This window comes from Streptomyces araujoniae (assembly GCF_050871195.1).
Lineage (GTDB): Bacteria > Actinomycetota > Actinomycetes > Streptomycetales > Streptomycetaceae > Streptomyces > Streptomyces bacillaris.
In genome coordinates, this window is record NZ_CP194070.1 from 5307418 (window position 1) to 5319990 (window position 12573).

The 12573-nt window shown below is 73.4% G+C and carries 13 protein-coding genes; 7 read left to right on the forward strand and 6 right to left on the reverse strand.

What is annotated here, in order from left to right:
* Nucleotides 1-66 precede the first annotated feature (66 nt).
* Entirely contained in the window at nucleotides 67-828 is a 762-nt protein-coding gene (locus ACQ9ZG_RS22990) for a hypothetical protein (protein ID WP_028416243.1), read from the forward strand.
* An 18-nt stretch (nucleotides 829-846) separates the two neighbouring features.
* Here ACQ9ZG_RS22990 and ACQ9ZG_RS22995 read toward each other — a convergent pair whose 3' ends face one another.
* Nucleotides 847-1368 carry a hypothetical protein gene (locus ACQ9ZG_RS22995; RefSeq protein WP_099220557.1) on the reverse strand — a complete coding sequence of 174 codons (522 nt, stop codon included), beginning with the start codon at nucleotides 1366-1368 and terminating at the stop codon, nucleotides 847-849.
* Nucleotides 1369-1404: 36 nt separating this feature from the next.
* The gene (locus ACQ9ZG_RS23000) at nucleotides 1405-2532 is read right to left on the reverse strand and encodes a magnesium and cobalt transport protein CorA (RefSeq protein WP_109915188.1); all 1128 of its coding nucleotides are present in this window, start codon (nucleotides 2530-2532) and stop codon (nucleotides 1405-1407) included.
* 457 nt (nucleotides 2533-2989) lie between these two features.
* Here ACQ9ZG_RS23000 and ACQ9ZG_RS23005 point away from each other — a divergent pair, with 457 nt between their 5' ends.
* The 4 genes from ACQ9ZG_RS23005 (at nucleotide 2990) to ACQ9ZG_RS23020 (ending at nucleotide 6064) form a co-directional block, all read left to right on the forward strand.
* Nucleotides 2990-3574 carry a suppressor of fused domain protein gene (locus ACQ9ZG_RS23005; RefSeq protein WP_028416246.1) on the forward strand — a complete coding sequence of 195 codons (585 nt, stop codon included), beginning with the start codon at nucleotides 2990-2992 and terminating at the stop codon, nucleotides 3572-3574.
* 102 nt (nucleotides 3575-3676) lie between these two features.
* Nucleotides 3677-4354: a DUF6758 family protein gene (locus ACQ9ZG_RS23010; protein ID WP_109915189.1), complete on the forward strand. Its 678-nt coding sequence runs from the start codon at nucleotides 3677-3679 to the stop codon at nucleotides 4352-4354.
* A gap of 98 nt (nucleotides 4355-4452) precedes the next feature.
* A complete protein-coding gene (locus tag ACQ9ZG_RS23015) occupies nucleotides 4453-5319 on the forward strand; it encodes a PHP domain-containing protein (RefSeq protein ID WP_109915190.1) in 867 nt (288 codons plus the stop codon).
* 139 nt (nucleotides 5320-5458) lie between these two features.
* Nucleotides 5459-6064, forward strand: a complete 606-nt coding sequence (locus tag ACQ9ZG_RS23020; RefSeq protein WP_026237731.1) for a MarC family protein — start codon at nucleotides 5459-5461, stop codon at nucleotides 6062-6064.
* An 80-nt stretch (nucleotides 6065-6144) separates the two neighbouring features.
* Here ACQ9ZG_RS23020 and ACQ9ZG_RS23025 read toward each other — a convergent pair whose 3' ends face one another.
* Nucleotides 6145-6297 (reverse strand): DUF8834 family protein, encoded by a 153-nt coding sequence (locus ACQ9ZG_RS23025; protein ID WP_018489166.1) that lies wholly within the window; start codon nucleotides 6295-6297, stop codon nucleotides 6145-6147.
* A gap of 86 nt (nucleotides 6298-6383) precedes the next feature.
* Between ACQ9ZG_RS23025 and ACQ9ZG_RS23030 the strand changes: the two genes are divergently transcribed.
* On the forward strand, nucleotides 6384-7277 hold the full coding sequence (locus ACQ9ZG_RS23030) for an NYN domain-containing protein (RefSeq protein ID WP_028416249.1): 894 nt from the start codon (nucleotides 6384-6386) through the stop codon (nucleotides 7275-7277).
* Nucleotides 7278-7304: 27 nt separating this feature from the next.
* Here the strand turns inward: ACQ9ZG_RS23030 and ACQ9ZG_RS23035 are convergent, their stop codons facing one another.
* Together ACQ9ZG_RS23035 and ACQ9ZG_RS23040 are read right to left on the reverse strand one after the other, a co-directional pair.
* Nucleotides 7305-8162 (reverse strand): alpha/beta fold hydrolase, encoded by an 858-nt coding sequence (locus ACQ9ZG_RS23035; protein WP_109915191.1) that lies wholly within the window; start codon nucleotides 8160-8162, stop codon nucleotides 7305-7307.
* A 377-nt stretch (nucleotides 8163-8539) separates the two neighbouring features.
* Nucleotides 8540-10897, reverse strand: a complete 2358-nt coding sequence (locus ACQ9ZG_RS23040) for a DEAD/DEAH box helicase (protein WP_499281186.1) — start codon at nucleotides 10895-10897, stop codon at nucleotides 8540-8542.
* A 449-nt stretch (nucleotides 10898-11346) separates the two neighbouring features.
* On the opposite strand from ACQ9ZG_RS23040, the gene ACQ9ZG_RS23045 reads away from it, so the two are divergent.
* A complete protein-coding gene (locus ACQ9ZG_RS23045) occupies nucleotides 11347-12093 on the forward strand; it encodes a ferritin-like fold-containing protein (RefSeq protein WP_018489162.1) in 747 nt (248 codons plus the stop codon).
* A gap of 17 nt (nucleotides 12094-12110) precedes the next feature.
* Here ACQ9ZG_RS23045 and ACQ9ZG_RS23050 read toward each other — a convergent pair whose 3' ends face one another.
* On the reverse strand, nucleotides 12111-12383 hold the full coding sequence (locus ACQ9ZG_RS23050; RefSeq protein WP_109916092.1) for a hypothetical protein: 273 nt from the start codon (nucleotides 12381-12383) through the stop codon (nucleotides 12111-12113).
* Between the last annotated feature and the right edge of the window lie 190 nt (nucleotides 12384-12573).

The window sequence follows — 12573 nt, forward strand, 5'->3', positions numbered from 1 at the left end:
GGACGGTGCCCGGAGCCCGGGTACGCTGCGCTCTGCCCCCGATCGCCGTTGAGAGGCAGTACGCCCGTGACCTCTTTTGCCCCGGCCGTCCGGAATCATCGCCGGACCGCGCTCGCCGTCGTTCTCTGCGGTGGGCTCGTCGCGGCTCTCACCGCCTGCGCGGGCGAGGACCCGGACGAGGGGACCAACGGGATCGGCAGACTTCCGGCGGAGCAGATCGACACGAAGGCCAGAGCGGCGGCCGACAGCGCCGACGGTGTCCGGCTCGCGGGCACCCTGGTCACCAAGGGCGGCACCTACGTGCTGAACATGAAGCTCAGCGACAAGGGCGGCACGGGATCGGTCTCCTCCAAGCAGCGGAGCTTCGCCCTGCTGCGCGTCGAGGACGAACTCTTCATCAAGGCCGACGCCGACTTCTGGACCCACGACGACGGCGGCAAGGCCGGCGGCTCCGACCAGGAGGCCGCCGAGAAGCTGGGCGGCAAGTACGTCAAGGTCCCCGAGGGCGACCCCAGCTACGGCCAGCTGCGCGGCTTCACCGACAAGAAGGTCCTGCTGGACGGCCTGCTGACGCTGCACGGCACCCTGAACAAGGGGGCCAGGGACACCGTCACCGGCCACCGCACCATCCAGCTCCTGGGCGGCAAGGGCGAGGGCGGGGCGCTCGACGTCTCCCTGGAGGGCAAGCCGTACCCGGTACGGGTGGCGCGCGGCGGCGGCGGGGGCACCGTCACCCTGGCCGACTGGGGGCGCGCCTTCCCCCTGGAGGCCCCGAAGGACGACGACACCGTGGACTACGGCGGCCAGCTCCCCAAGTCCGCCGGCTGACGCACCACCCGGCAGCCGTCAGCCCCTCCGGCGCCGCTTCAGCAGCAGCCGGGGGAGCGCGGCCGGTACGGGCCGCCGGGTGGTGGCCCCGGTCGGCAGCGGGGCGGCGGCCAGCGAGGTGTCCGGCACCTCGGTGCTCACCGACGCGGGCGTGAGCCGCACCACCGTGCACTCCTTCGCCCAGCGCTCCGTCATCACCTCGGCGTCCGGCGCGTTCAGCCGCTTGCCCTTCAGCTCGGCCACGGCCGCCTCCCACTCCTCGGAGCGCGGCGCCAGCACCCGTACGCTCGCGGTCCAGGCGACGATCCGGCCGCCTTTGTCCTTGCTGCGCACGGTCACCTCGGCGCTCCCCCCGTCGGTGAGCCCGGCGGGCAGCGGCTGCTCGCCGGGGCCGTCCCCGACCAGGTGGGCCGCGCCCTCGTGCCAGACGTGCCAGACGGCCCGGGCGGGCCCGGTGGAGCCCACCCAGACCAGGCCGGACTTCTTGGTGGCCTCCTCGACGAGGGCCCTCTCCAGCAGGTTCTCCGCACCATCACTCATGGCCGGGACCATAGCCCCTCCGTACCGCCCCGGTGGTCACAGCCAGCCGTTGCGCTTCAGGATGCGGTGGATGGAGAAGCAGACCGCGCCGATGAGCCCGAGCACCAGCGGATAGCCGTACTTCCACTCCAGCTCCGGCATGTAGTCGAAGTTCATGCCGTAGATCCCGCAGATCGCCGTGGGGACGGCGATGATCGCCGCCCAGGAGGTGATCTTGCGCATGTCCTCGTTCTGGGCGACGGTCGCCTGCGCCAGATTGGCCTGGAGGATCGAGTTCAGCAGCTCGTCGAAGCCGATGACCTCCTCCTGGACCCGGGCGAGGTGGTCGGCCACGTCCCGGAAGTACTTCTGGATGTCCGGGTCGATCAGCCGCATCGGCCGCTCGCTCAGCAGCTGCATCGGCCGCAGCAGCGGCGACACGGCCCGCTTGAACTCCAGCACCTCCCGCTTGAGCTGGTAGATCCGCCCCGCGTCCGAACCGCGCCGGCCGCCCTTGGCCGGGGTGGAGAAGACATCGATCTCCACCTCGTCGATGTCGTCCTGCACCGCCTCCGCCACCGCGATGTACCCGTCGACGACATGGTCGGCCACGGCGTGCAGCACGGCGGAGGGGCCCTTGGCCAGCAGCTCCGGGTCCTCCTGGAGGCGGTGGCGCAGGCCGCGCAGGGAGCCCTGGCCCCCGTGCCGGACGGTGATGACGAAGTCCCGGCCGGTGAAGCACATCACCTCACCGGTCTCCACCACCTCGCTGGTCGCGGTCAGTTCGGCGTGCTCCACGTAGTGGATGGTCTTGAAGACGGTGAACAGCGTGTCGTCGTACCGCTCCAGCTTGGGCCGCTGGTGGGCGTGGACGGCGTCCTCGACGGCGAGCGGGTGGAGCCCGAACTCCCGGGCGATCCCCGCGAATTCCTCCTCCGTCGGCTCGTGCAGCCCGATCCAGGCGAAGCCGCCCTTCTCCCGCACTCCGAGCATCGCCTCGTGCGGGGTCGGGGTGGTGGGCCCCTCCAGGCGGCGGCCGTCGCGGTAGACCGCGCAGTCGACGACGGCGGTGGAGGCGGAGGGATCGCGAGTGGTGTCGTAGGCGCTGTAAGGGGCGGTGTTCTTGCGGAAGGACGGACGCAGGGACGGGCGCACGGCGGCGCGCAGGTCACGGATCATCGACATGGCTGGCTCCTTCACGGAGGGCCGTCGGCGAGGGCGTGGAACAGCCCGGAATGGGGACGTGCGCGCACGTCCGCAAAGCGGGCTCCACCGCGCGGGCGCGATGACGGCGTTCGCAACAGACAGGCAGAGAAAGAGATACGGAAGTGTCTTCCGCGCGGCGAACGGCACGACCGTTGAAAGGGGAGCCGGGAAGCCCGGCGGAGCGTCAGTTCAACGGATGGCTGAACAGGGGGTTCAGCGGGAGACGCGATGCGCGGAAGGGTGATCGGTACTGCACGGTCGACTTGGATCCATAGCAGTCCCCACCTCCTCCGGCCGGTCCCCCGTGGGGGACGACGTGTCGTCGGGACTGAGAGAGCGACGCTTCTGCGTGCTGTCCCGACCGGCGGCCAGGCTATCAGCCGTCCCGGGCGAATCCCTTACTTTGCCCACTGTGCGCGCACTCTATGCTCGCCGGATGGCAGAAATTCTCGCTCTGGTCGAAGCCCGGCTCCGCTCGGCCCTCGGGGAGCCGGACGCCCGCGCCGATGTGACGTTCCTCGGCACGGACCGCATCGAGGTGCTCCGCTTCCTCGACGGCGATGTGGTGCGGTACGCCACGCTCGGCATGTCCGGGCAGCCGATGGCCGACCCCACCTCGCCGCTGGCCGACCCGGTGAAGGGACCGCGCGCCGAGCTGGTCCTCTCCGTACGGGCCGGGCTCGCCGCCACCGACCAGGTGCTGCGCCCCCTCGCCGTGCTGGCCGCCTCCCCGCAGGTGGAGGGAGTGGTCGTGGCCCCGGGCGCCTCGCTGGACCTGGGGGACCCGCTCTGGCCCGGCGCCCCGTTCACCTCGGTGCTGGTGGCGGAGTCCGGGGGGCTGGTGGAGGACCTGGAGCTGGACGGGCCGATGGACCCGGTCCGCTTCCTGCCGCTGCTGCCGATGACTCCCAACGAGGCCGCCTGGAAGCGGGTGCGCGGCGCCCAGGAGCTCCAGGAGCGGTGGCTCACGCACGGGACGGACCTGCGTGATCCCCTCCGCACCTCCGTACCGCTGGACTGAACCGGCGTACGGAGGGGGCGGCCGCCTCCCGGCGGGGCGGCCACGCTGCGGAAGGGTGATCGTCCTTGACGCGGCGACCGGCGGGGAGGACCGTGGGGCTCTATGAGGGGCGAACCCAGTTGCCCGAAGTGCGGTGGCCGGGTCAGGGCGCCCGGCCTCTTCGCCGACGCCTGGCAGTGCACCGCGCACGGCCAGGTGCACCCGATGCAGCCGGTCGTCCCGCCGAGCGTCGAGGCGCTCGGCGTGGTGGTGCACCGCTCGCAGGTGCCCGTCTGGATGCCGTGGCCGCTCCCCGTGGGCTGGCTGTTCACGGGTGTGGCGAGCGCGGGTGACGACCGCAGCGGCGGCCGTGCGACCGTCGTCGCCTGCTCGGGCCCCGGACCGCTGGGCGGCATGGGCGAGATGCTGCTCGTCGCCGAGGAGCTGGGGGTCGGGCTCGGTGCCCGGTACGCCGGGATCGCCGGCCCCGACCCCGGCGACCGGCTGAACGTCGACGGGGCACCCGACGCCAAGGTCCACGCGGCCGGCCGCCCCACCCCGCTCTGGCACGTCCGGAGCGCCCCCGAGGACCGGGCGGTCTTCGCGGGCGAGGCGCGCGGCCTCTGGCTCTGGGCGATCCTGTGGCCCGAGCAGTCGGGGCTGCTGCTCTACGACGAGCTGGTGCTGACGGACCTGCGGGACGCCGGGGGAGAGGTCGACCTCGTCCCCTGCGGCGCGCTGACCCCCCGCCTCCTGGCCGTGCCGGAGGCCCCGCCCCGGCAGGGGCACGGGGAGCGGTAGGTCACACCGGGGCGGTCCGTACGCGGCCGGGGGCCTGACCTGCGCCGGTTATCCTTGAGCGGTCCCCCGTCCGCCCGCGAGCCCCGGAGTCAGCCGTCGTGCGCATCGACCTGCACACCCACTCCACCGCTTCGGACGGTACGGACACCCCCGCCGAGCTGGTCGCCAACGCCGCCGCCGCGGGGCTGGACGTCGTCGCGCTGACCGACCACGACACCGTCGGCGGCCACCAGCAGGCCGTCGACGCGCTGCCCGAGGGGCTCACCCTGGTCACCGGCGCCGAACTGTCCTGCCGGCTGGGCGGGGTGGGCCTGCACATGCTGGCGTACCTCTTCGACCCCGCCGACCCCGAGCTGGAGCGCGAGCGCGAGCTGGTCCGGGACGACCGGGTGCCGCGCGCCCAGGAGATGGTCCGCAAGCTCCGCGCCCTCGAAGTGCCCATCAGCTGGGAGCAGGTCGCCCGGATCGCCGGGGACGGCTCGGTCGGCCGCCCGCACGTGGCCGCCGCCCTCGTCGAGCTGGGGGTCGTGGACACGGTCTCCGACGCCTTCACACCCGACTGGCTGGGCAACGGCGGCCGGGCCTACGCCGAGAAGCACGAGCTGGACCCCTTCGAGGCGGTCCGGCTGGTCAGGGCGGCGGGCGGTGTCACCGTCCTCGCCCACCCCGCGGCCGCCAAACGCGGTGAAGTGGTCCCCGAGACCGAGCTGGCCGCGCTCGCCGCGGCGGGCCTCGACGGCATCGAGGTCGACCACATGGACCACGACGGGCCCACCCGGGCCCGGCTGCGCGGTCTCGCCCGGGAGCTGGGGCTCCTGACCACCGGCTCCAGCGACTACCACGGCAGCCGGAAGACCGTCCGGCTCGGCGAGTACACCACCGACCCGGAGATCTACGGCGAGATCACCCGGCGCGCCACGGGAGCCTTCCCGGTGCCGGGCGCGGGCGGAGCGGGCCGCCGCTAGGGCCTCACGGGCCCGCCCCTTCCCCGTACCGCACCACGTTCCACTCCCGCGCACCCCTGCCCTCCGCCGTCGTGCGCCGACGGCGGAGGGCAGGGGTGCGCACCTCCGTACCGCCCGCTCATCTCTCGCAAGGCTCACTGTGTTCGACGTCGCTGTCTTCGGATCCCTCTTTCTCACCCTTTTTGTGATTATGGATCCGCCCGGAATCACCCCGATCTTCCTGGCCCTCACCGCGGGCCGCCCCGCCAAGGTGCAGCGCAGGATGGCGCTCCAGGCGGTGGCGGTCGCCTTCGGCGTGATCGCCGTCTTCGGTCTGCTGGGCCAGCAGATCCTGGACTATCTGCATGTCTCCGTCCCCGCCCTGATGATCGCGGGCGGACTCCTCCTGCTGCTCATCGCGCTGGACCTGCTGACCGGCAAGACGGAGCAGCCGACGCAGACCAAGGACGTCAACGTGGCGCTCGTGCCCCTGGGCATGCCGCTGCTGGCCGGTCCCGGCGCGATCGTCTCGGTCATCCTGGCCGTGCAGCACGCCGACGGGTTCGGCGGCCAGCTCTCCGTGTGGTCCGCGATCGTGGCCATGCACGTGGTGCTCTGGCTGGCGATGCGCTACTCGCTGGTGATCATCCGGATCATCAAGGACGGCGGGGTGGTCCTGGTGACCCGGCTCGCCGGGATGATGCTCTCGGCTATCGCCGTACAGCAGATCATCAACGGTGTCACCCAGGTCGTCCAGACCTCCTGAGGCCGGCCCCGCACACCGCGGCGCCCCCGCACGGCCTTCCGTGCGGGGGCGCCGTCCTGCCTGCGGCGGTACGCGGGGCGTTATGAAGCCGAGCTTCCGGCCGGCCGGATGTAGACGCGCTGACCCGTGGCCGCGGCCTGCCGCACGATCCGGTCGACGGAGGCGGCGTCCACGACGGTGCTGTCCACGGCGGTACCGTCGACGTCGTCGAGTCGCATGATCTCGAAGCGCACAGGGCTTCCCTTCGTCTCGTCGGTTCCTTGCATGTGACAACGGCTTGCCTGGTACAAACATTCCCTACGCTAAGGAAATTTTTTGGATGTCTAAGTACCCGGCGGATATCGCGGAACGACTGGACCGCACCAACGAACTGCTCCAGCGCATGCTCATGGAGGTCGCCAAGACCCCCTCCACGCACGCCATCTTCGTGGACGCGGGCTATGTGTACGCCGCGGCCGGGCTGCTCGTCACCGGCACCGAGGACCGCCGCTCCTTCGACCTGGACGCGGAGGGGCTGATCGAGGCCTTCATCGACCGGGCCCGCACGATCTTCGCGGACAGCCGGCTGCTGCGCGTCTACTGGTACGACGGGGCCAGACGCCGCATCCACACCACCGAGCAGCAGGCCATCGCCGAACTGCCGGACGTCAAGGTGCGGCTGGGCAACCTCAACGCCAACAACCAGCAGAAGGGCGTCGACTCCCTCATCCGCACCGACCTCGAATCGCTCGCCCGGCACCGGGCCATCAGCGACGCGGCCCTCATCGGCGGCGACGAGGACCTGGTCTCGGCGGTCGAGGCCGCCCAGGGGTACGGGGCCCGCGTCCACCTCTGGGGCATCGAGGCCGCCGAAGGCCGCAACCAGGCCGAACCGCTGCTCTGGGAGGTCGACAGCCAGCGCACCTTCGACCTGGACTTCTGCCGCCCCTACGTCACCCGGCGCCCGGTCACCACGTACGAGGACGACACCCCGGCCCCCTCCCGCGAGGACGTCCGCCTCGTCGGCGCCCGGATCGCCACCGCCTGGCTCGCCGCCCGCGGCCGCGAATCCCTCGTCGACCTGCTCCCCGGCCACCCCTACCTCCCGGGCTCCGTCGACCAGGACCTGCTGGTCGAGGCCGAACGCCTCCTCCAGCACTCCCTCCGCGGCCACGCCCACCTGCGCCGGGCCCTGCGCGACGGCTTCTGGCAGCACCTCCAGGCGCAGTACTGACCCGCCCTCGGGCGTGCTGCCGGGACCTCAGGCCGCCGGAACCGTGTCCCAGAACGCGGTGAGTGCCGACGCCGTCTCGTCGGGGCGGGCGGTGTTGGGGGAGTGCTCGGCCCCGGCGATGGTGGTGCGGTGGGCCGCGAGCCGCCGGGCCATCGCGTCGAACTGCTCCACCGGCCATACGTCGTCGCGCTCGCCGGACAGTACGTGGACGGGCAGCCCGAGGGCGGCCAGCTCGTCCACCCGGTCCGGTTCGGTGGTGAGCTGGGCGCCGGTGGCGATGAGCTGGGCCGGGTTGTGGCGCAGCCAGCGGCGGCGCATGTCCTCGCCGTCGCCGGTGTCCGCGTCCTGCGGCGGGTCCAGGGCCCGCATCGCCTCCCACACCTCCTCCATGGTGAGCACGGCGAGCGCGTCGCCGAGCATCTTCACCTTCTCCCGCTGGGCGGGGACCACCGCGGCGGGCCCGGAGGACATCAGGGTCAGCGAGCGGAACGGGGTGGCGTCCAGCAGGACCGCCGCCCGGGAGATCTGGCCGCCGAGCGAGTGCCCGAGCAGGTGCAGCGTCCCGCCGTCCCCGGTCAGCGCCGCCGCCTGGGCGAGCACATCGCGGGCCAGCTCGCCCTGGGCGTAATCCTCCGGGCGGTCCGTCCCAACCGACTCGTACTGCCCGCGCCCGTCCACCGCGACGACCCGGTACCCGGCGGCGCACAGCGGTTCGAGCAGTGCGATGAAGTCCTCCTTGCTCCCGGTGTACCCGGGCAGCAGGAGGGCGGTGGCACGGGCGGGAGCGTCCGGTACGGCGTCCAGGACGGCGAAGTCCCCGCGCTCGGTACGCAGGACGCGGGCGGTGGCGCAGGAGGGCGGTGTGAAGGTGGGCGGGCGGCTCATGGGGCGAGGCTATCGCCGCGACCGGGCCGGGGGCACGACGGGGGAGCCGGAGGGGGGCGCGGTGTCGAGGGCGGGTGGTGGGCCGCCGTGGGGGCTGCCGAGACCCGGGCGGCCCGTGCGGCGCGCCGGGCCCCGGCCGGGACGGCGTGGGGGCCGCCGGGGCCCGGGCAGCCCGTGTGGCGCGAGGTGCCCGGGCCGGGACGCCGTGGGCACCGCCGGATCCGACGGCTGCCCGTGGTCGCCCGAGCGCCACGGGGCCTGCCCTCCGGACCCTGTTGGTGCCCGGCCGGTCCGTCGTCCGCCGCCAGGCAGCCGGAACGGCCCCGGCCCCCGCAGTGTGTGCGGGGGCCGGGGCCGTTCGTGGAGCAGGTGGGACGTCAGCTCTCGGTCGAGGCCGTCGCCTTGCCCGCGGCGCGGGTGGCGCGGCGGCGGCGCGGCTTCGACTCGGCGGCGGCCTCGCTCACCACGGCCTCTGCCTCGGAGACCACGGCGGCCTCCTGGGTCGCGGTCGAGGTGACGCTCCGGGTCGCGCGGCGGCGACGGGGCTTGGCCTCCGCTTCAGCGGCGGGAGCCTCCGGCGCGACGGCCTCGGCCGGGGCCTCGGCGTTGGTCGCGCTCCGGGTGGCCCGGCGGCGACGGGGCTTTGCCTCGGTCCCGTCGGCGGCCGGGGCCTCCGGCGTGACCGTCTCGGCCTCGGCGTTGTCCGCGGCGCGGGTGGCGCGGGTGGCGCGGCGGCGACGGGGCTTCGTCTCGGTGCCGTCGGCGGCCGGGGCCTCCGGTGCGGCCGTCTCGGCGGGGGCCGCGGCCTTCGCCCGGGACGCCCGCTTCGGCTTCGCCTCGGTCTCCGCGACCGCTTCGGCCTTCGGCTTCGACTCGGCCTTCGCGGTGGCCTCGGCCTTGGGGCGGCTCGTGGCGCGGGCCGGGCGGCGGCGGGACTTCGCCTCCGGCTCCGGCTCGGAGGGCGGGGCGATCTGGAAGTCGACCTCGTCGGCCGGCTGCACGATCCGGGCGCGGCGGCGCGGCCGGATCGCGACCGACTCGGCCACCGGCTCCGCGATGCCCGCGGCGGCCGCCACGGTCTGGAACCCGGCCTCGGCCGGGGCAGCGGCGGCGGGGATCTGCGCCACCGGCTCGGCGTCCACCGGCTTCGCGGCGCGGCTGCGGCGGCGGCGCGGCTTGGCCTCCGCCACCGGCTCGGCGGCGACCTCGGCGGCCGGGGCGGGAGCCTCCGGTGCCTCGGCGACCGCCACGGACGCCTCGGTGAGGGGCTCGGTCACGGTGTCGGCCACGCCGACCCGCGTACGACGGCGGCGGCGCGGGGTGCGTGCCGGGGCCTCGGACGGCTCGTCACCGGCCGGGGCGACCGGCGCGGCCTCCTTGGCGGGGGCCGGGACCGTCGCCGCGGACTCCGCCAGGGTGGACCCGCCACGGGTGCGGCGGCGCTGACGCGGCGTACGCGTACGGGGCTCGCGCTCCTCACGGGCCGGTGCCGGGGCGGCGGACCTGCGGCCGCGGCCACCGGTCTCGCCCAGGTCCTCGACCTCCTCGGCGCGCAGACCCGCACGGGTCCGCTCGGCGCGCGGCAGGACACCCTTGGTGCCGGCCGGGATGCCCAGCTCCTCGAAGAGGTGCGGCGAGGTGGAGTACGTCTCCGGCGGGTCCGGGAACTTCAGGTCCAGCGCCTTGTTGATCAGCTGCCAGCGGGGGATGTCGTCCCAGTCGACCAGGGTGATCGCGGTGCCCTTGGCGCCCGCCCGGCCGGTGCGGCCGATGCGGTGGAGGTAGGTCTTCTCGTCCTCCGGCGACTGGTAGTTGATGACATGGGTCACACCCTCGACGTCGATGCCGCGCGCGGCGACATCGGTGCAGACGAGGACGTCGACCTTGCCGTTGCGGAAGGCGCGCAGCGCCTGCTCGCGGGCGCCCTGGCCGAGGTCGCCGTGGACCGCGCCGGAGGCGAAGCCGCGCTTCTCCAGCTGCTCCGCGATGTCGGCCGCCGTCCGCTTGGTCCGGCAGAAGATCATCGCCAGCCCGCGGCCCTCGGCCTGGAGGATCCGCGAGACCATCTCGGGCTTGTCCATCGAGTGGGCGCGGTAGACGTGCTGGACCGTGTTCTTGACGGTCGTGCCCTCGTCGTCCGGCGAGGTGGCGTTGATGTGGGTCGGCTGCGACATGTAGCGGCGGGCGAGGCTGATGACGGCACCGGGCATGGTGGCCGAGAACAGCATCGTCTGGCGCTTGGCCGGCAGCATCGTGATGATGCGCTCGACGTCGGGCAGGAAGCCCAGGTCCAGCATCTCGTCGGCCTCGTCCAGGACGAGGCCGCGGATGTGGGAGAGGTCCAGCTTGCGCTGGCCCGCCAGGTCGAGCAGCCGGCCCGGGGTGCCGACGATCACGTCGACGCCCTTCTTGAGGGCCTCCACCTGGGGCTCGTACGCCCGGCCGCCGTAGATCGCGAGAACGCGGACGTTACGGACCTTGCCGGCGGTCAGCAGGTCGTTGGTGACCTGGGTGCACAGCTCACGGGTGGGGACGACGACGAGGGCCTGGGGGGCGTCGGTCAGCTCTTCGGGCTTCGCGCGCCCCGCCTCCACGTCGGCGGGGACGGTGACGCGCTCCAGGAGGGGGAGCCCGAAGCCGAGCGTCTTGCCGGTGCCGGTCTTGGCCTGGCCGATGACGTCGGAGCCGGAGAGCGCGACGGGGAGCGTCAGCTCCTGGATGGGGAAGGGGGACATGATGCCGACTGCCTCGAGGGCTTCGGCCGTCTCGGGAAGAATGCCGAGGTCGCGGAACGTAGTCAGGGTGCTGCCTCTTCTGTGAGACGCGGCCCGAGGCGAACGCTGGGGGTCGTACCGTGCCGGGTTGGTCATCCGGCCGTGGAAGGCCGGGTGGCGCGGGACCACTGCCGTCGCTCGAGCGCTCGTGCCGCTGAGGGGGCCCCTCATCTGCAGTCGTACGTGTCGTACGCACCGCGTGGAGGGCTGTCGGGTCGGAGCCGATCGGGCCACCGACCGGGCATCCTCATTCAAAGGACGCGCCCCTGGCACAGGAAAATGCTCAGTAAGCGCAATACCACTGTACCCCGGATTCGCGCATGTGTGTTGGACGAATTCATCGGAACGGTGTGATGTCCGCTGCTGACCGGGCCCTTCCACCCCCCGTCGGGCGGGCTATTGTGCGGTTCATGGAGACGCCTGACAACGCCACTGAACACCCCGGAGAAGCGCCCGGAGCGACCGGGATCGCCGCCCAGGACTGGGCCACCGCCGCCGCGGAGCCGCAGTACCGCGCCGCGGTCGTGGACCTGCTGGGCGCCCTCGCCTACGGCGAGCTGGCCGCCTTCGAGCGGCTCGCGGAGGACGCGAAACTCGCGCCGACCCTCGGGGACAAGGCGGAGCTGGCGAAGATGGCCGCCGCCGAGTTCCACCACTTCGAGCGGCTGACCGAGCGGCTCGGCGCCATCGACGAGGAGCCCACCACCGCGATGGAGCCCTTCGCCAGGGCGCTGGACGACTTCCACCGCCAGACGGCCCCGTCCGACTGGCTGGAGGGCCTGGTCAAGGCGTACGTCGGCGACTCGATCGCCAGTGACTTCTACCGGGAGGTCGCGGCCCGGCTCGACTCCGACACCCGCGCCCTGGTCCTCGCCGTGCTCGACGACACGGGCCACGGCAACTTCGCCGTGGAGAAGGTGCGCGCCGCGATCGAGGCCGACCCGCGCGTCGGGGGGCGGCTCGCCCTCTGGGCCCGCCGGCTGATGGGCGAGGCGCTCTCGCAGGCCCAGCGGGTGGTGGCGGACCGCGACGCGCTCTCGACGATGCTGGTGGGCGGCGTCGCGGACGGCTTCGACCTGGCGGAGGTGGGCCGGATGTTCTCCCGGATCACCGAGGCCCACACCAAGCGCATGGCCGCGCTCGGGCTGGCCGCGTAGGACCGCGCGACTCCGGGCTACTGGGCGGCCGCCGACCTCGTGAGGCGGCGGCCGCGCGGGCGGATCAGCAGCGACAGCGTCACCGCCCCGACGGAGACGGCGCCGATCAGCGTCGCCACCCCGTGGCCGGGGCCCAACGCCGAGTGTGTGAGGAACGCCCCGAACAGCGCCCCCAGCGCGCCGGTGGCATAGACGGCACGGGCGGACGGGAGACGGGCGGGCAGGGAGCGGAGAGCCGCCCAGGACAGGACGAGTCCGAGCACGGCGGCGCCGAAGGATTCCCAGAGCACGTGAGGATCACCTCGCGGGGGTGTGCGGGGCGGGCGAATCGGTCGTAGGCGGTACTACCCGTGGCCCACGCCTCACAACCCTCCGCCGAGCTGGGGAAACCCGTACGGGTAGGGCTTGGCCGGCCCGCGCTTACGGCACCCCCGACCTGGGTAGAGGGCGCCTTCGCCCCACGGGGGGAGCACACGGGAG

Bases quoted from the DNA above. Each gene is read 5' to 3' on its own strand.
- ACQ9ZG_RS23040 (WP_499281186.1), bottom strand. From the start codon at position 10,897: ATGTCCCCCTTCCCCATCCAGGAGCTGACGCTCCCCGTCGCGCTCTCC.
- ACQ9ZG_RS23010 (WP_109915189.1), top strand. From the start codon at position 3,677: ATGAGGGGCGAACCCAGTTGCCCGAAGTGCGGTGGCCGGGTCAGGGCG.
- ACQ9ZG_RS23000 (WP_109915188.1), bottom strand. From the start codon at position 2,532: ATGTCGATGATCCGTGACCTGCGCGCCGCCGTGCGCCCGTCCCTGCGT.
- ACQ9ZG_RS22995 (WP_099220557.1), bottom strand. From the start codon at position 1,368: ATGAGTGATGGTGCGGAGAACCTGCTGGAGAGGGCCCTCGTCGAGGAG.
- ACQ9ZG_RS23030 (WP_028416249.1), top strand. From the start codon at position 6,384: ATGTCTAAGTACCCGGCGGATATCGCGGAACGACTGGACCGCACCAAC.
- ACQ9ZG_RS23035 (WP_109915191.1), bottom strand. From the start codon at position 8,162: ATGAGCCGCCCGCCCACCTTCACACCGCCCTCCTGCGCCACCGCCCGC.
- ACQ9ZG_RS23045 (WP_018489162.1), top strand. From the start codon at position 11,347: ATGGAGACGCCTGACAACGCCACTGAACACCCCGGAGAAGCGCCCGGA.
- ACQ9ZG_RS23005 (WP_028416246.1), top strand. From the start codon at position 2,990: ATGGCAGAAATTCTCGCTCTGGTCGAAGCCCGGCTCCGCTCGGCCCTC.